The organism is Tepidiphilus succinatimandens (assembly GCF_006503695.1).
In the GTDB taxonomy this organism is placed as follows: Bacteria; Pseudomonadota; Gammaproteobacteria; order Burkholderiales; family Rhodocyclaceae; genus Tepidiphilus; species Tepidiphilus succinatimandens.
Window position 1 is genome coordinate 44,538 of sequence record NZ_SBIK01000017.1, and the last position, 13,878, is coordinate 58,415.

At 69.5% G+C, this 13,878-nt stretch carries 16 protein-coding genes and 2 pseudogenes; 15 read left to right on the forward strand and 3 right to left on the reverse strand.

Features of this window, described 5'->3' with window-relative positions; genetic code table 11:
• Positions 1 to 7 precede the first annotated feature (7 nt).
• The 13 genes from EPD82_RS10315 to EPD82_RS10375 all read left to right on the forward strand — a co-directional run bounded on the left by EPD82_RS10315 (position 8) and on the right by EPD82_RS10375 (position 10,815).
• Positions 8 to 487, forward strand: a complete 480-nt coding sequence (locus EPD82_RS10315) for a hypothetical protein (protein WP_141056597.1) — start codon at positions 8 to 10, stop codon at positions 485 to 487.
• Positions 488 to 490: 3 nt separating this feature from the next.
• Positions 491 to 1,264 (forward strand): BRO-N domain-containing protein, encoded by a 774-nt coding sequence (locus EPD82_RS10320; protein ID WP_141056598.1) that lies wholly within the window; start codon positions 491 to 493, stop codon positions 1,262 to 1,264.
• Entirely contained in the window at positions 1,264 to 2,082 is an 819-nt protein-coding gene (locus EPD82_RS10325; protein ID WP_206202274.1) for an ATP-binding protein, read from the forward strand. Before EPD82_RS10320 ends, EPD82_RS10325 begins: the two co-directional genes overlap by 1 nt.
• 3 nt (positions 2,083 to 2,085) lie before the next feature.
• A complete protein-coding gene (locus EPD82_RS10330; RefSeq protein WP_141056600.1) occupies positions 2,086 to 2,712 on the forward strand; it encodes a hypothetical protein in 627 nt (208 codons plus the stop codon).
• Positions 2,713 to 2,775: 63 nt separating this feature from the next.
• Entirely contained in the window at positions 2,776 to 3,297 is a 522-nt protein-coding gene (locus tag EPD82_RS10335; RefSeq protein ID WP_141056601.1) for a DUF6511 domain-containing protein, read from the forward strand.
• On the forward strand, positions 3,294 to 4,040 hold the full coding sequence (locus EPD82_RS10340; protein WP_141056602.1) for a PD-(D/E)XK nuclease family protein: 747 nt from the start codon (positions 3,294 to 3,296) through the stop codon (positions 4,038 to 4,040). The genes EPD82_RS10335 and EPD82_RS10340 overlap by 4 nt, the downstream gene beginning before the upstream one ends.
• Entirely contained in the window at positions 4,037 to 4,291 is a 255-nt protein-coding gene (locus EPD82_RS10345; protein ID WP_054284959.1) for a helix-turn-helix domain-containing protein, read from the forward strand. Before EPD82_RS10340 ends, EPD82_RS10345 begins: the two co-directional genes overlap by 4 nt.
• Positions 4,275 to 6,542, forward strand: a complete 2,268-nt coding sequence (locus EPD82_RS10350) for a phage/plasmid primase, P4 family (protein WP_141056603.1) — start codon at positions 4,275 to 4,277, stop codon at positions 6,540 to 6,542. Before EPD82_RS10345 ends, EPD82_RS10350 begins: the two co-directional genes overlap by 17 nt.
• 138 nt (positions 6,543 to 6,680) lie before the next feature.
• Positions 6,681 to 7,157 carry a crossover junction endodeoxyribonuclease RuvC gene (locus tag EPD82_RS10355; RefSeq protein WP_055424139.1) on the forward strand — a complete coding sequence of 159 codons (477 nt, stop codon included), beginning with the start codon at positions 6,681 to 6,683 and terminating at the stop codon, positions 7,155 to 7,157.
• Between the two features lies 1 nt (position 7,158).
• Positions 7,159 to 7,368 (forward strand): hypothetical protein, encoded by a 210-nt coding sequence (locus tag EPD82_RS10360; RefSeq protein ID WP_054284883.1) that lies wholly within the window; start codon positions 7,159 to 7,161, stop codon positions 7,366 to 7,368.
• Positions 7,361 to 7,798, forward strand: a complete 438-nt coding sequence (locus EPD82_RS10365) for a DUF6362 family protein (protein WP_206202275.1) — start codon at positions 7,361 to 7,363, stop codon at positions 7,796 to 7,798. Before EPD82_RS10360 ends, EPD82_RS10365 begins: the two co-directional genes overlap by 8 nt.
• A gap of 333 nt (positions 7,799 to 8,131) precedes the next feature.
• A complete protein-coding gene (locus EPD82_RS10370) occupies positions 8,132 to 9,553 on the forward strand; it encodes a site-specific DNA-methyltransferase (RefSeq protein WP_141056605.1) in 1,422 nt (473 codons plus the stop codon).
• Complete coding sequence (locus tag EPD82_RS10375; RefSeq protein ID WP_141056604.1) at positions 9,550 to 10,815, forward strand: site-specific DNA-methyltransferase; 1,266 nt, start codon at positions 9,550 to 9,552, stop codon at positions 10,813 to 10,815. Before EPD82_RS10370 ends, EPD82_RS10375 begins: the two co-directional genes overlap by 4 nt.
• A gap of 56 nt (positions 10,816 to 10,871) precedes the next feature.
• Here EPD82_RS10375 and EPD82_RS10380 read toward each other — a convergent pair whose 3' ends face one another.
• Both EPD82_RS10380 and EPD82_RS10385 read right to left on the reverse strand, forming a co-directional pair.
• Positions 10,872 to 11,459 carry a DUF3489 domain-containing protein gene (locus EPD82_RS10380; protein WP_055424144.1) on the reverse strand — a complete coding sequence of 196 codons (588 nt, stop codon included), beginning with the start codon at positions 11,457 to 11,459 and terminating at the stop codon, positions 10,872 to 10,874.
• A 34-nt stretch (positions 11,460 to 11,493) separates the two neighbouring features.
• Positions 11,494 to 11,739 carry a hypothetical protein gene (locus tag EPD82_RS10385; RefSeq protein WP_019562355.1) on the reverse strand — a complete coding sequence of 82 codons (246 nt, stop codon included), beginning with the start codon at positions 11,737 to 11,739 and terminating at the stop codon, positions 11,494 to 11,496.
• Positions 11,740 to 11,858: 119 nt separating this feature from the next.
• Between EPD82_RS10385 and EPD82_RS10390 the strand changes: the two genes are divergently transcribed.
• Positions 11,859 to 12,389, forward strand: a complete 531-nt coding sequence (locus EPD82_RS10390; RefSeq protein ID WP_019562352.1) for a hypothetical protein — start codon at positions 11,859 to 11,861, stop codon at positions 12,387 to 12,389.
• Positions 12,389 to 13,759: pseudogene (locus EPD82_RS10395) on the forward strand (phage terminase large subunit family protein); the annotation flags it as partial. The gene EPD82_RS10390 and the pseudogene EPD82_RS10395, both read left to right, overlap by 1 nt.
• On the opposite strand, the pseudogene EPD82_RS12205 reads toward EPD82_RS10395, so the two are convergent.
• A pseudogene (locus EPD82_RS12205) lies at positions 13,756 to 13,878 on the reverse strand (IS481 family transposase); the annotation flags it as partial. The pseudogenes EPD82_RS10395 and EPD82_RS12205 overlap by 4 nt on opposite strands.

Genomic DNA, 13,878 nt, shown 5'->3' on the forward strand with positions numbered 1-13,878 from the left:
GGCGGCCATGAGCGACCTCACCCTCTACCCCGCCGACATCGCCGCGATGTCCGTCGGCCAGCTGGCTCAACTCCCGCCCGCCCAGAAGGCGCAGATCAGCCGCAACCTCGACGAAGCGCTCGCCTGGCTCAAGCAGGCCCGCGCGAAGTTCGACGCCGCACTCGAATCCGCCTACGGCGAGCAGGCCCGTGCTGCCCGCCTCGAGGCCGGCAAGGACTTCGGCGTCGTGCACCTGAAGGACGGGCTGCTTCGCGTGACGGTCGAGGTCCCGAAGCGCGTGTCCTGGGACCAGGCGCAACTGGCCGCCATCGCCCGGCGCATCGCCGCCGCCGGCGAGAAGGTCGAGGACTACCTGGACGTCGAGTACTCCGTCTCGGAATCGCGCTTCTCCAACTGGCCGCCGGCACTGCGCGCCGGGTTCGAGGCCGCCCGCACCGTCAAGCCCGGCAAGCCCACGTTCCGGCTGGCCCTCGTCTCGGAGGAGTGATCCATGAGCACCGAACTGATCCCGTTTGATTTCGAAGGCCGTCCGGTCCGGGTCGTCACGGATGCCCAAGGCGAACCGTGGTTCGTCGCGGCGGATGTGTGCGCGGTTCTTGAACTGCCGAACACCACCCGCGCCCTGGCGCGGCTGGACCCTGACGAGCAAGCCCTGATCTCGATTCAGGGCATCTCGCGCGGCAATGACCAGGTCAACGTCGTCAACGAGCCCGGGCTGTACAGCCTGGTGCTGGGTAGCCGCAAGCGCGAGGCCAAGCACTTCAAGCGCTGGGTGACACACGAGGTGCTGCCGGCGATCCGCAAGACGGGCAGCTACACGGTGCCAAGTGCACGCCCGACCCTGCCGGCACCCACCCAGGACCGCGTCGCCGCTCTGCTGCTGATCGGCGAGGCCGTGGCCAAGGTGCCGGGGGTCAAGCCCGGCATCGCGATGGCGGCCACGCTCACCTGCATCCAGGAGAACACGGGCTTGGCGGTCGAGACGCTGCGCCGCGCCCTTCCTGCCCGGGACACTGCGGCGAACGAGGCGATCTGCTCGCTCAACGCCACCCAGCTCGGCAGGCTGCTGGGCCTGTCGGCCAAGGCCACCAACCAGTGCCTGGCCGCGCACGGCCTGCAGTTGCGCAACGAACGCGACGAGTGGGAACTGACCGAGGCCGGCGAGGCCTGGGCCGAGGCGATGCCGTACTCCCGCAACGGGCACAGCGGCTACCAGATCCTCTGGAACCCTCTGGTGGCCGAGCGGCTGAAGGAGGTGGCGTGATGGCCCTTCCCATCATCACCGCCGACCAGCGGCTGCGCGAGAAGCAGGGCGTGAAGCTCGTGCTGCTGGGCAAGAGCGGCATCGGCAAGACCAGCCAGCTCAAGACGCTGCCGGAAGGATCGACCCTGTTCGTCGATCTGGAGGCCGGCGACTTGGCCGTCAAGGACTGGCGCGGCGACTGCGTGCGCCCGACCACCTGGCCGGAGTTCCGCGATCTCGTGGTGTTCCTGGCCGGCCCGAACCCGGCGCTGCCGGCGGATGCGCCGTACTCCGAGGCGCATTACCGGCATGTGTGCGAGCGCTACGGCGATCCCGGTCAACTCGCCAAGTACGACACCTACTTCGTCGACTCGATCACGGTACTCGCGCGCCTGGCGCTCGTCTGGGCCAAGACCCAGCCGCAGGCCTACAGCGAGCGCACTGGCAAGCCCGACACCCGGGGCGCCTACGGCCTGCTCGGCTCGGAACTCATCGGGGCGCTGACCCATCTGCAGCACGCGCGCGGCAAGCACGTCGTGTTCGTGGCCATCCTCGACGAGCGCCTGGACGACTTCAACCGCAAGGTCTTCGTGCCGCAGATCGAGGGCGCCAAGACCGCCGCGGAACTGCCCGGCATCGTCGACGAGGTGGTCACCTTGGCCGAGATCAAGGCCGAGGACGGATCGTCCTACCGCGCCTTCGTCTGCCACACGCTGAACCCCTACGGCGTCCCGGCCAAGGACCGCTCCGGCCAGCTCGAGTTGCTGGAGCCGCCGAACCTGCGCGCGCTGATCGACAAGTGCGCCGCCGCCACTCGAATCCCGACATCCAAGGAGTAAGCCATGACCGATTGGTGCGATTTCAACGACGCGCAGCAGCAGCCCAGCTTCGACCTGATCCCCAAGGGCACGCTCGCCCGCGTGCGCATGACGCTCAAGCCCGGGGGCTTTGACGACCCGGCCCAGGGTTGGACCGGCGGCTACGCCACGCAGAGCTTTGAAACTGGCTCGGTCTATCTGGCGGCCGAGTTCGTGGTGCTGGAGGGCGAGTACGCGAAGCGCAAGCTCTGGAGCAACATCGGCCTGCATTCCCCGAAGGGCCCGGCTTGGGGCCAGATGGGGCGCAGCTTCGTGCGCGCCGTGCTCAATTCCGCCCGCAACGTCCATCCGCAGGACATGAGCCCGCAGGCCGCCGCCGCGCGGCGCATCCAGGGCTTCCACGAGCTCGACGGCATCGAGTTTGCGGCCCGCATCGACATCGAGAAGGACGGCCGCGGCGAGTTGAAGAACGTCATCCGAAACGCCGTCGAGCCCGACCACCCGGACTACGCCCGCCTGATGGGGCTGCCGCCGAAGAACCCCGGCAGTGGTTCCACCGGCGCGCCCGCCGCAGCAACCCCGCCGCGCACGACGCCGCCCGTCAACCCGCACCCCCCCGCCGTGCCGGGCAAGCCCGCCTGGGCGCAGTGAGAGGAGGGGCGATGAAAACGAGCGAAGCGAAGTTTCGCGAAGCCGAAGGCGAGAGCGAATGCAATGAGCGGCAAGTGCTGGGTCTGCAAACGACAGGCGCGCGGCTACGGCCACTCGGACCTCCGGCATCCGGTGGGCGACGCCCGGCGCTATCCGATCGACTGGGTGTTCTGCTCGCGGCGTTGCCAGCAGGTGTTTCATGCGCTCTACGGTCAGTGGCTGCGGGTGCAGGAAGGACGCACGCCCAAGACGGAGGTGGCCATGATCGACCCGTCTGACGTCGAACTGGCCGCGATGAAGAAGTGCCTCAAGGCCTTCGGCGAGGTCGCGGGCGAGATCGGCTTTGCCAAGCCGCTGGGCGAGTATTCCGAGGCCGAGGCGCTCCAGGTGATCGACGCCATCGTCACCTGCTACACGGAGGCGATGGTCGAGCACCACGAGGCGACCAAGTATCCGCCGGTGCGGGGCTTGAAAGACCCGGTGTCCGACCCCTTCGCCGACCTCGAGGACGATCTGCCGTGGGAGGAGCCGAAGGCTCAAGCGCAGACGGCACGCACGGCAGCACCCAAGGAGGCGCGGCGATGATGGACTTCAACGCCTCCAAGAGCCTGTCGGGTCAGCTCACGGCGCTGATCGACGCCGGGCTGCAGCAGTCTCGCGCGGCGCAGCCTCGCCGCGCGTACCTGGGCGCCTCGCGCCTCGGGGCCGCGTGCGAGCGCGCGCTGCAGTACGAGTTCGCCGACGCTCCGGTCGATCCGGGTCGCGAGACCGACGGCCGCATGCTGCGCGTCTTCGAGCGCGGCCACCTCATCGAGGACTGCATGGTCGGATGGCTGCGCGCGGCGGGCTTCGATCTGCGCACGCGTAACGACGCGGAGGAGCAATTCGGCTTCTCGGCGCTGGACGGGCGCCTGCAGGGCCACGTCGATGGCGTGCTCGTCGCCGGGCCCGACCTCGGCTTTGGGGCCGGCTATCCCGCGCTGTGGGAGAACAAGTGCCTGGGCGCCAAATCGTGGCGCGAGTTGGAGAGACATCGCCTCGCGGTCGCCAAGCCCGTCTACGCCGCCCAGGTCGCGCTCTACCAGGCCTATCTCGAACTGCACGCGCACCCGGCCCTGTTCACGGCGGTGAACGCCGACACGATGGAGATTCACGCCGAGCTGGTGCCGTTCGATGCGGCGTTGGCGCAGCGCATGTCCGACCGGGCCGTGAAGGTCATCACGGCCACCGAGGCGGGCGAACTGCTGCCGCGCTCGTTCTCCGATCCCACCCATGTCGAGTGCCGGATGTGTCCGTGGCAGGACCGGTGCTGGAGGGCCGCGGCATGAACGAGACACCGCTGCACCCGGTGCTCGGGGAGCGCCTGATCGACGCACGCGAGGCGGCACTGGCGCTCAATCTGCCGCACTACTGGCTCACGCACGCGAAGGAGCGCCGACGTCTGCGCCTGCCGCACTACCGGGTGGGCAAGCTGCTGCGTTTCAAGCTCTCCGAACTGATGGCGTGGATGGAGGAACGTCAAGCCCTGCTCACGGCCGACGCAGGGCACGAGGAGGAGTCGGATGCTGGACTTCAATGACACCGCACCCGCGCCCGAGATCCCGGCGTCCGAACGCCGCGAGGCCGTGCGCGCCGCGCTGCTCGCGAGGCTGGAGTCGGTGCTGTTCACCCTGTTCCCCGCTGGAAAGAAGCGCCGCGGCAAGTTCGTCATCGGCGACGTGCTCGGCAGCCCGGGGGACAGCCTGGAAGTCGTGCTCGACGGCGACAAGGCGGGACTGTGGACCGACCGCGCCGAAGGCTCCGGCGGCGATGTGTTCCACCTGATCGGCCGCCACTACGGCGTGGACGTGCAGGGCGACTTCGCCCGCGTCCTCGACCTGGCCGAGGACCTCGTCGGCCGAGCCCCCGCGGCCCCGGCGCGCAGGCGCCGCAAGGAGACCCCGGTCGACGACCTGGGTCCGGCCACCGCCAAGTGGGACTACCTCGACGCACAAGGGCAGCTCATCGCCGTCGTCTACCGCTACGACCCGCCCGGGCGCAAGAAGGAGTTCCGGCCCTGGGACGCGCGCCGCCGCAAGATGGCTCCGCCCGAGCCGCGGCCGCTGTACAACCAGCCGGGGATCCACAACGCCGCCCAGGTCGTGCTGGTCGAGGGCGAGAAGTGCGCCCAGGCCTTGATCGACGCCGGCGTGTGCGCCACCACCGCGATGCACGGCGCGAATGCGCCCGTGGACAAGACCGATTGGTCGCCGCTCGCCGGCAAGGCCGTCCTCCTCTGGCCCGACCGCGACAAACCCGGCTGGGACTACGCGATGGCCGCGGCGCAGGCCGCGCTGGCCGCCGGCGCCGCCTCCTGCGACGTGCTGCTGCCGCCCGACGACAAGCCCGAAGGGTGGGACGCGGCCGACGCCGTCGCCCAAGGCTTCGACGTCGCCGCCTTCATCGCCTCGGGCCCGCGGATGAGCATCAAGCCAGCACTTGGGCAGCCCACGCAGGAGCCTTCCGTCTGGGCCACCGACGACGCGCTGGCGCTGAGCTTCACCAGCCGCTACAGCGAAGACTGGCGCTACTGCGCCGCCTGGGGCAAGTGGCTGGTGTGGGACGGCCGGCGCTGGCAGGCGGACGAGACGCTGTTGGTGCACCACCTCATCCGGGCGATCTGCCGCGAGGCCGCCCTCAAGGCCGACTCCCACCGGCTGGCGGCCAAGCTCGCCGCGAGCAGCACGGTCGGCGGCGTGGAGCGGCTGGCGCGCACCGACCGGCGGCACGCCTCCACCTCGCAGGAGTGGGACGCGGATCTGTTCGCGCTCAACACGCCGGGCGGCGTGGTCGACCTGCGCACCGGGCGGCTGCGTCCCCACGACCGCGCCGACCGCATGACCAAGCTCGCCACCGCCACGCCCCGCGGCGACTGTCCCCGCTGGCGGGCGTTCCTGGCCGACGTCACCGGGGGCGATACCGACCTGCAGGCCTACCTGCAGCGCATGGTGGGCTATTGCCTCACCGGCTCGACGGCGGCGCATGCGCTGTTCTTCCTCTACGGCACCGGCGCCAACGGCAAGTCGGTGTTCGTGAACACCTTGGCCACGATCCTCGGCGACTACGCCACCAGCGCGCCGATGGACACCTTCATGGAGGCGCGCGGCGACCGGCATCCGACCGATCTCGCGGGCCTGCGCGGGGCGCGCTTCGTCTCCTCCATCGAGACCGAGCAGGGCCGGCGCTGGAACGAGTCCAAGGTCAAGGCCATCACCGGCGGCGACAAGGTCTCGGCGCGCTTCATGCGCCAGGACTTCTTCGAGTACACGCCCCAGTTCAAGCTGGTCATCGCCGGCAACCACAAGCCCGCGATCCGCAACGTGGACGAGGCGATGAAGCGCCGGCTGCACCTGATCCCCTTCACCGTGACCATCCCGCCCGAGCGGCGCGACGCCGGGCTCACCGACAAGCTCCTGGCCGAACGCGACGGGATCCTCGCCTGGGCGGTGCAGGGCTGTCTGGCCTGGCAGCGCGAGGGGCTCCGGCCCCCGGCCAGCGTGGTGTCGGCCACCGCCGAGTACTTCGACGAGGAGGACGCTGTCGGCGACTTCCTGGACGAAGAGGCGCAGCGCCACCCGCAGGCCCGCGTGGCCGTGGCCGACGTGTTCCAGCGCTGGCAGGACTGGGCCGGCCGGCGCGGCGAGTACGTGGGCACAAGCCGCTGGCTCGCGCAGCAACTGGCCAACCGCGGCTTCGAGCGCACGCGCATCCACGGCGGCGTCAAGGCCCTGGCGGGCCTGTCGCTCAAGCCCAAGGACTCCGGCGTACGGCTCCCGTACCGCGACGACTGACCACCCACGGTGACCGAAGGTGACTGGCCCAGGGATTGAATCGCTTTACGCGCGTACGCGCGCGCGGGCGGAAGGGATATTCCCCACGGCGGTCACCTTCGGTCACCGGCATGAGAACACGAACGAAGGACTGCAACGATGACAGCAACGATTCTGGCCCTCGACCTGGGCACCACCACCGGCTGGGCGCTGCGCGACCGCACGGGGCGAATCACCAGCGGCAGCCAATCCTTCAAGCCGCAGCGCTTCGAAGGCGGCGGCATGCGCTACCTGCGCTTTGGCCGTTGGATTTCTGAAATTCAGACATCGGTTTCTGAACTTCAGTTTTTGTACTTCGAGGAAGTGCGCCGCCACGTCTCCACCGATGCCGCGCACGCCTACGGCGGGTTCCTGGCCACGCTCACGGCCTGGTGCGAGCACCACGGCGTCCCCTACCAGGGCGTGCCGGTGGGCACGATCAAGAAGCACGCCACCGGCAAGGGCAATGCGAGCAAGGACGAGATGATGGCGGCCGTGCGTGCGCGGGGCCACGCCCCGGCGGACGACGACGAGGCCGACGCCCTGGCGCTGTTGCACTGGGCCATCCAGCAGCACGACGCGGCGCAGGAGGCGTGAGATGGACATCCCGACCCCTCGCTACCGCTGCCCGCTGGGGCGCCTGCAGCCCGAGCCGATGGACGTGGAAGCCGTCAAGCGCCGCGGCTGGCGCGAGCAACGCCTGCTCGTCGTCTCCCTGGAGGACGACCGGCTCGATGGGATGGAACGCGAGCTGATCCGCCGAATCGGCGAGCGGCTCTACGGCGCACGGGAGGCGCGCCATGGCTGAGTGGACCGTCGAGCGGGTGGCCGAACGCTTCCGGGAGGCGGCCATCACCGCCCACCGCCTGCCGCCCGTGCGCGTGCAGGGCTACTTCAACACCTGGCCCGCGATCCGCCGCATGCCCTGGGAGACGCTGGGGGCCGAACCCACGATCCGGCGCTTCCCGCCCAGCCCCGAGGCCATCGAGCGCATGCTCGAGACCATGCGCTGGGTCTTGTGGCTGGAGGAAGAGGAACGCCACCTGGTATGGATGCGCGCCGAGCGCCACCGCTGGCGCGACATCTGCGCCCGCTTCGGCTGCGACCGGACCACGGCGTGGCGGCGGTGGCAGCGGGCGTTGCAGACTGTCGCGAACCACCTAAACACCACGCAACAAGGTGCCAGCGCAGCGGCAGGACGAAGCACCACTCCCAAAGCCATGCGCAACGCCGATTAACGCCGCACTCGGCTGCTCGCGGTTTGGGGTTGGATGCGAAACCGGGCGTGCGCACAGGTGCAACAAATCCGCCGGTCCGAGGGTAGTATCTCGGCTAAGGTCTGGACTGGACAGCGGCGACGGTCAAGCAAGCCGTCCAGCCATCCACGGGTCCTTCCTGGGCACCCAGCTATGCGGGGGGCGCGAGCGCGGCGCTTCGATAGCGTCAGGGTGCAAACCGAGGTTTGCAGGGTTTGCGGTTTGCAGCCCTCCAGCCCGAGACCTTCTCCCCGACACCCCCAGCCCGCCCACGGTCCGCCGTCGGCGGGCTTCTTCGTTTCCGAGGCACCGATTCTGGACACGCTCGCCGTCACGTACCGCAAGGTCGAGACGCTGATCCCCTACGCCCGCAATCCGCGCACGCACAGCGACGAGCAGATCGCGCGCATCGCCGCCAGCATCGCCGAGTTCGGCTGGACCAACCCGATCCTGGTCGATGGCGAGCACGGTGTGATCGCCGGTCACGGCCGGCTGCTGGCCGCACGCAAGCTGGGGCTCGCCGAGGTGCCGGTGATCGAGCTTGCGCACCTGACGCCTGCGCAGAAGCGCGCCTACGTGATCGCCGACAACCGGCTCGCGCTCGATGCCGGCTGGGATGAGGCCATGTTGGCGCTGGAGTTCGCGGAGTTGGCCGACGCCGGCTTCGATCTGGACCTGACCGGCTTCTCTGCCTCCGAGATCGAAGGCCTGCTCGACCACATCGAGGAGACGGAACCGTCCGCCGATGAGGACGAGCGTGCGCCGGAAGGCGACGCGGACGAGGACGACGTCACACCGCCCGCGGTGGCGGTCACACGCCCCCGCGATCTGTGGCTGATCGGTGAACACCGACTGCTGTGCGCCGACAGCCGCGACGCGGCCGCCGTCGCGCGCCTCCTCGAGGGCGAGCGGGCGCACCTGCTCTTCACCAGCCCGCCGTATGCCAACCAGCGCGACTACACCACCGGCGGCATCGCGGACTGGGACGCGTTGATGCAGGGCGTGTTCGGCGCTGCCCGCGCGGCACTGCGCGAGGACGCGCAAATCCTGGTCAACCTCGGGCTCGTGCATCGCGACAACGAGTGGCAGCCGTACTGGGACGGCTGGATCGCATGGATGCGCACGCAGGGCTTTCGGCGCTTTGGCTGGTACGTCTGGGACCAGTCGGTGACCGTGCCCGGCGACTGGGCCGGGCGGCTGGCGCCCCGGCACGAGTTCGTCTTCCACTTCAACCGACGCTCGCGCAAGCCGAACAAGATCGTGCCCTGCAAGTGGGCCGGGCACGAGACGCACCTGCGCGCCGACGGATCGTCCACCGCGATGCGCGGCAAGGACGGCAAGGTCGGCGCCTGGAACCATGCCGGACAGCCCACGCAGGCGTTCCGCATCCCAGACTCGGTCGTCGAGGTGACGCGCCAGCGCGGCCGCATCGGTGAAGGCATCGACCATCCGGCCGTATTCCCGCTGGGCCTGCCGAAGTTCTTCATCGAGGCCTACACCGACGCGGGCGAGATCGTCTTCGAGCCGTTCGCGGGCTCGGGCACCACGCTGCTGGCCGGCCAACTCACCGGCCGCCCGGTACGCGCCATCGAACTCGCCCCCGAGTACGTGGACGTCGCGCTGCGCCGCTGGCTGCAGCACCACCCGGGCACGGCGCCGGTGCTGGAGGGCAGCGGTCGGACCTTCGACGAGGTGGCGGCCGAGCGGCTGGGCGAGACGGCGGAGGTCACTGCATGAGCTGGCTGGCCGATCGCATCGAGCACTGGCCGATCGACAAGCTGCTGCCCTACGTGCGCAACGCCCGCCAGCACTCGGACGAGCAGATCGCCCAGATCGCGGCCTCCATCGCGGAGTTCGGCTTCGTCAATCCCATTCTCACCGGCGCCGACGGTGTGCTGGTCGCGGGCCATGGGCGGCTTGCCGCCGCGCGCAAGCTGGGCCTGCCCACAGTGCCGGTGGTGGTGCTCGATCACCTCACGCCGACCCAGCGCCGCGCCCTGGTGCTCGCCGACAACCGGCTCGCGGAACTCGCGACCTGGGACGATGCCCTGCTGCGCATCGAACTGGAGGCGCTGCAGGACGATGGCTTCGATCTCGATCTCACCGGATTCGACGCCGATGCACTGGCAGAACTGCTGGCCGATGAGGAACCACAGATCGAGGGCCGGACGGAGGACGACGCCATCCCGGAGATGCCGGAAGAGCCGGTGTCCAAGCCGGGCGACGTCTGGCGACTCGGGCCGCACCGCCTGGTCTGCGGGGACGCGACCACCGCCGAGGCCTACGCGCGCCTGTTTCCGGACGGCGAGCGGGCGGACATGGTCTTCACCGATCCGCCCTACAACGTGAACTACGCCAACAGCGCGAAGGACAAGCTGCGCGGCAAACACCGCCCCATCCTCAACGATGCGCTGGGCGAAGGCTTCTACGATTTCCTCTTTGATGCGCTGGCGCTGATCATGGCGCACACCCGAGGCGCGATCTACGTCGCCATGTCCTCCAGCGAACTGGACACGCTGCAAGCGGCCTTCCGCGCCGCCGGCGGGCACTGGTCGACCTTCATCATCTGGGCCAAGAACACCTTCACGCTGGGCCGCTCGGACTACCAGCGCCAGTACGAGCCGATCCTCTACGGCTGGCCCGAAGGCGCGACGCGCCACTGGTGCGGCGACCGCGACCAGGGCGACGTCTGGCAGATCAAGAAGCCAGCGAAGAACGATCTGCACCCGACCATGAAGCCGGTGGATCTGGTCGAGCGGGCCATCCGCAACTCCAGCCGCCCCGGCGACGTGGTGCTCGACCCCTTCGGCGGCTCGGGCACGACCTTGATCGCCGCTGAGAAGGCCGGGCGCGTGGCGCGGCTGATCGAGCTCGACCCGAAGTACGTGGATGTGATCGTGCGGCGCTGGCAGGACTGGACGGGGCGGCAAGCCACCCGCGAGGCGGATGGCCTGGCCTTCGATCAGGCGGCGAGCGACTCGTCGGCGATCGCGCAGTGAATCACGAACCCGGTCAGATAGGGCAGCCCGCGCGGGATGTGCTGCCCCATCGCGACTCAGGCAAGCCGGTAGACGCGCTCGCCGCCCGGGGATCTCTCGGAGACGATCGTCAGGCCCAGTTTCTTCTTCAGCGCCCCGGCCAAGGTGCCGCGCACCGTGTGCGCCTGCCAGCCGGTGCTGTCCATGATCTGGCGGAGGGTGGCGCCTTCGGGACGCTGCAGCATCGCGATTACCTGCGCCTGCTTGCTGTGGGCGCGGGGGCGGCGGGGCTCGGCGCTGCGATGCGCATCCTGCGCCCAGGCCGCTTCGGCGGCGTTCACCGCCGCCTCCAGGTCGGCCTCGTCGCGCGCCGTCTGCGCCTGCTCGGCCCGGGCGATCACCGCATCGAGCTTCGCAACGAAGGACTGGCGCTGGGCGGTGCGGGCACCCGGGCGCGGCACGCCCAAGGCCTCGTAGCCTGCGTCGGCAACGACCCAGACCTCGCCCTGGCGGGCGATCAGGGCGCGGTTGGCCAGGCCGTCGAGCACCTTGCGGCGGGCACCGCCTTGGATGTGCTCGGGGAACCAGTCGATTCGGCCGTCGCTGTGCTCGAGCGCATGGGCCAGGATCGCGTGCTGGGCGGGGGTCAGGGTGATGGTGCTCATGGTCTGCTCCTGGATAGGGATGGATCGGCGCGAGTCAGTCTTCCCACAGGTGCTCGCCATCGAGGCTGATCCACAGGCGCGCATCGCGCGCGGTGGCCATCTCGCGCACCGCCAAGCCGGTTTTGAGGTGGGTGCCGGTCTTGCCGGTGAAGTCGTAACGCTGGCCGTCGTGCATCACGGTCGCTGGGCCTTGCTCGTCGAACTCGATTCGGATCAGGCGGGTACCGAGGGCGTTGCCGTTGGTGTCGGTGACCTGGGGTTGGCGGATGCGCAGGGTCATGGTCGGCTCCTTCGTACAGGGTGATCGGGTGAGGTGATGAACGCGCTGTTCGCCCGTGAAGCCAAGCGTTTTCTGCGGGTGTTGGCCAAGAACTGACGATGACTTGATCGAAGAGGGCCATGGGCATCTCGATTCGCGCCTACGCCCGCCACCGTGGGGTATCGGACACCGCCGTGCACAAGGCCATCCGCACCGGGCGCATCACGCCCGAGGCGGACGGCACCATCGACCCAGACCGGGCCGACCGCGACTGGACCCGGAACTCCGAGCCGCCGAAGGCGGGAACGGGCTCCCGGACCGTGAAGGTGCGGGTGGCGGAGGATCCGGCCCCCAACCTCGCCACCGGCCTGCCCGCAGGCGGCACCACGCTCGTGCAGGCGCGCACGGTCAACGAGGTGGTCAAGGCGCAGACCAACAAGGTGCGGCTGGCCCGCCTCAAGGGCGAACTGGTCGATCGCCACCAGGCCATCGCGCATGTGTTCAAGCTCGCCCGTACGGAGCGCGACGCCTGGCTCAACTGGCCGGCGCGGATCTCGGCGCAGATGGCGGCCCGGCTCGGCGTGGAGGCTCACACCCTGCACGTGGCCCTGGATGCCGCCGTGCGCGAGCACCTCGCCGAGCTCGGGGAACTCAAGGTTCGGGTCGATTGATGGACGAGTTCGCCTATGAGGGCTGGGACGTCATCGAGCGCGCTTGGCGCGAGGGCCTCACGCCGGACCCGCTGCTCACCGTCTCCGAATGGGCCGACCGTCACCGGGTGCTGTCGAGCAAGGCCTCGAGCGAGCCGGGGCGCTGGCGCACCAGCCGCACGCCGTATCTGAAGGCGATCATGGACTGCCTGTCGCCGACCTCGCCCATCGAGCGCGTGGTGTTCATGAAGGGCGCGCAGGTGGGCGCGACCGAGACCGGCTCGAACTGGATCGGCTACGTGATCCACCACGCCCCCGGGCCGATGATGGCGGTGTGGCCCACCGTGGAGATGGCCAAGCGCAACTCCAAGCAGCGCATCGACCCGCTGATCGAGGAGTCGCCGGTGCTCTCCGAACTCATCGCTCCGGCGCGTTCGCGCGACTCGGGCAACACCATCCTCGCCAAGGAGTTTCGTGGCGGCGTGCTGGTGATGACCGGCGCGAACAGCGCGGTGGGCCTGCGCTCGATGCCGGTGCGCTATCTCTTTCTCGACGAAGTGGACGCCTACCCGCTCGACGTCGAGGGGGAGGGCGATGCGATCTCGCTGGCCGAGGCGCGCACGCGCACCTTTGCGCGGCGCAAGATCTTCATCGTCTCGACGCCGACGATCGCGGGCGCCTCGGCCATCGAGCGCGAGTACGAGGCCTCTGACCAGCGGCGCTACTTCGTGCCCTGCCCGCATTGCTCGCACCGGCAGTGGCTGCGTTTCGAGCAACTGCGTTGGGAGAAGGGACGGCCCGAGACGGCGGCGTATGTGTGCGAATCGTGCGAGACGGCGATCGCCGAGCACCACAAGACCTGGATGCTGGAGCACGGCGAGTGGCGCGCGACGGCGGAAGGCTCGGGCAAGACGGCGGGGTTTCATCTGTCGTCGCTGTACAGCCCGCTGGGCTGGCGCGCCTGGCGCGAGATCGCCGCCGCGTGGGAGGCCGCCGTCAGTAAAGAGTCGGGATCGGCCGCTGCCATCAAGACTTTCAAGAACACCGAGCTCGGCGAGACCTGGGTCGAGGAGGGCGAAGCGCCCGACTGGCAACGCCTGCTGGAGCGCCGCGAGGACTATGCCATCGGCACCATTCCCGCCGGCGGGCTCTTGCTCACCGCCGGCGCCGACGTGCAGAAGGACCGCATCGAGGTCTCGGTCTGGGCCTTCGGGCGTGGCAAGGAGGCCTGGCTCATCGAGCACCGGGTGCTGATGGGCGACACCGCACGGGATGCGGTGTGGAAGGCGCTGGGCGGGATGCTCGCCGAGACCTGGACCCATGCCTCGGGCGCGGCCATGCCGCTGGCCCGCTTGGCGCTGGACACCGGCTTTGCGACACAGGAGGCCTACGTGTCAGGTCCCGGACGATTACGTGGCACTTTTATGAAAAGTTCCGGTTTTTCTGCGTACCATCTTTTCATGGCCTCGATGGGCGGGACATGCCCCAGGGCTTTCTGGGGAATGTGGTG

Excerpts from the sequence above, each read along its gene's own strand:
- EPD82_RS10315 (WP_141056597.1), top strand. The coding sequence starts at position 8 with ATGAGCGACCTCACCCTCTACCCCGCCGACATCGCCGCGATGTCCGTC.
- EPD82_RS10320 (WP_141056598.1), top strand. The coding sequence starts at position 491 with ATGAGCACCGAACTGATCCCGTTTGATTTCGAAGGCCGTCCGGTCCGG.
- EPD82_RS10325 (WP_206202274.1), top strand. The coding sequence starts at position 1,264 with ATGGCCCTTCCCATCATCACCGCCGACCAGCGGCTGCGCGAGAAGCAG.
- EPD82_RS10330 (WP_141056600.1), top strand. The coding sequence starts at position 2,086 with ATGACCGATTGGTGCGATTTCAACGACGCGCAGCAGCAGCCCAGCTTC.
- EPD82_RS10335 (WP_141056601.1), top strand. The coding sequence starts at position 2,776 with ATGAGCGGCAAGTGCTGGGTCTGCAAACGACAGGCGCGCGGCTACGGC.
- EPD82_RS10340 (WP_141056602.1), top strand. The coding sequence starts at position 3,294 with ATGATGGACTTCAACGCCTCCAAGAGCCTGTCGGGTCAGCTCACGGCG.
- EPD82_RS10345 (WP_054284959.1), top strand. The coding sequence starts at position 4,037 with ATGAACGAGACACCGCTGCACCCGGTGCTCGGGGAGCGCCTGATCGAC.
- EPD82_RS10350 (WP_141056603.1), top strand. The coding sequence starts at position 4,275 with ATGCTGGACTTCAATGACACCGCACCCGCGCCCGAGATCCCGGCGTCC.
- EPD82_RS10355 (WP_055424139.1), top strand. The coding sequence starts at position 6,681 with ATGACAGCAACGATTCTGGCCCTCGACCTGGGCACCACCACCGGCTGG.
- EPD82_RS10360 (WP_054284883.1), top strand. The coding sequence starts at position 7,159 with ATGGACATCCCGACCCCTCGCTACCGCTGCCCGCTGGGGCGCCTGCAG.
- EPD82_RS10365 (WP_206202275.1), top strand. The coding sequence starts at position 7,361 with ATGGCTGAGTGGACCGTCGAGCGGGTGGCCGAACGCTTCCGGGAGGCG.
- EPD82_RS10375 (WP_141056604.1), top strand. The coding sequence starts at position 9,550 with ATGAGCTGGCTGGCCGATCGCATCGAGCACTGGCCGATCGACAAGCTG.
- EPD82_RS10380 (WP_055424144.1), bottom strand. The coding sequence starts at position 11,459 with ATGAGCACCATCACCCTGACCCCCGCCCAGCACGCGATCCTGGCCCAT.
- EPD82_RS10385 (WP_019562355.1), bottom strand. The coding sequence starts at position 11,739 with ATGACCCTGCGCATCCGCCAACCCCAGGTCACCGACACCAACGGCAAC.
- EPD82_RS10390 (WP_019562352.1), top strand. The coding sequence starts at position 11,859 with ATGGGCATCTCGATTCGCGCCTACGCCCGCCACCGTGGGGTATCGGAC.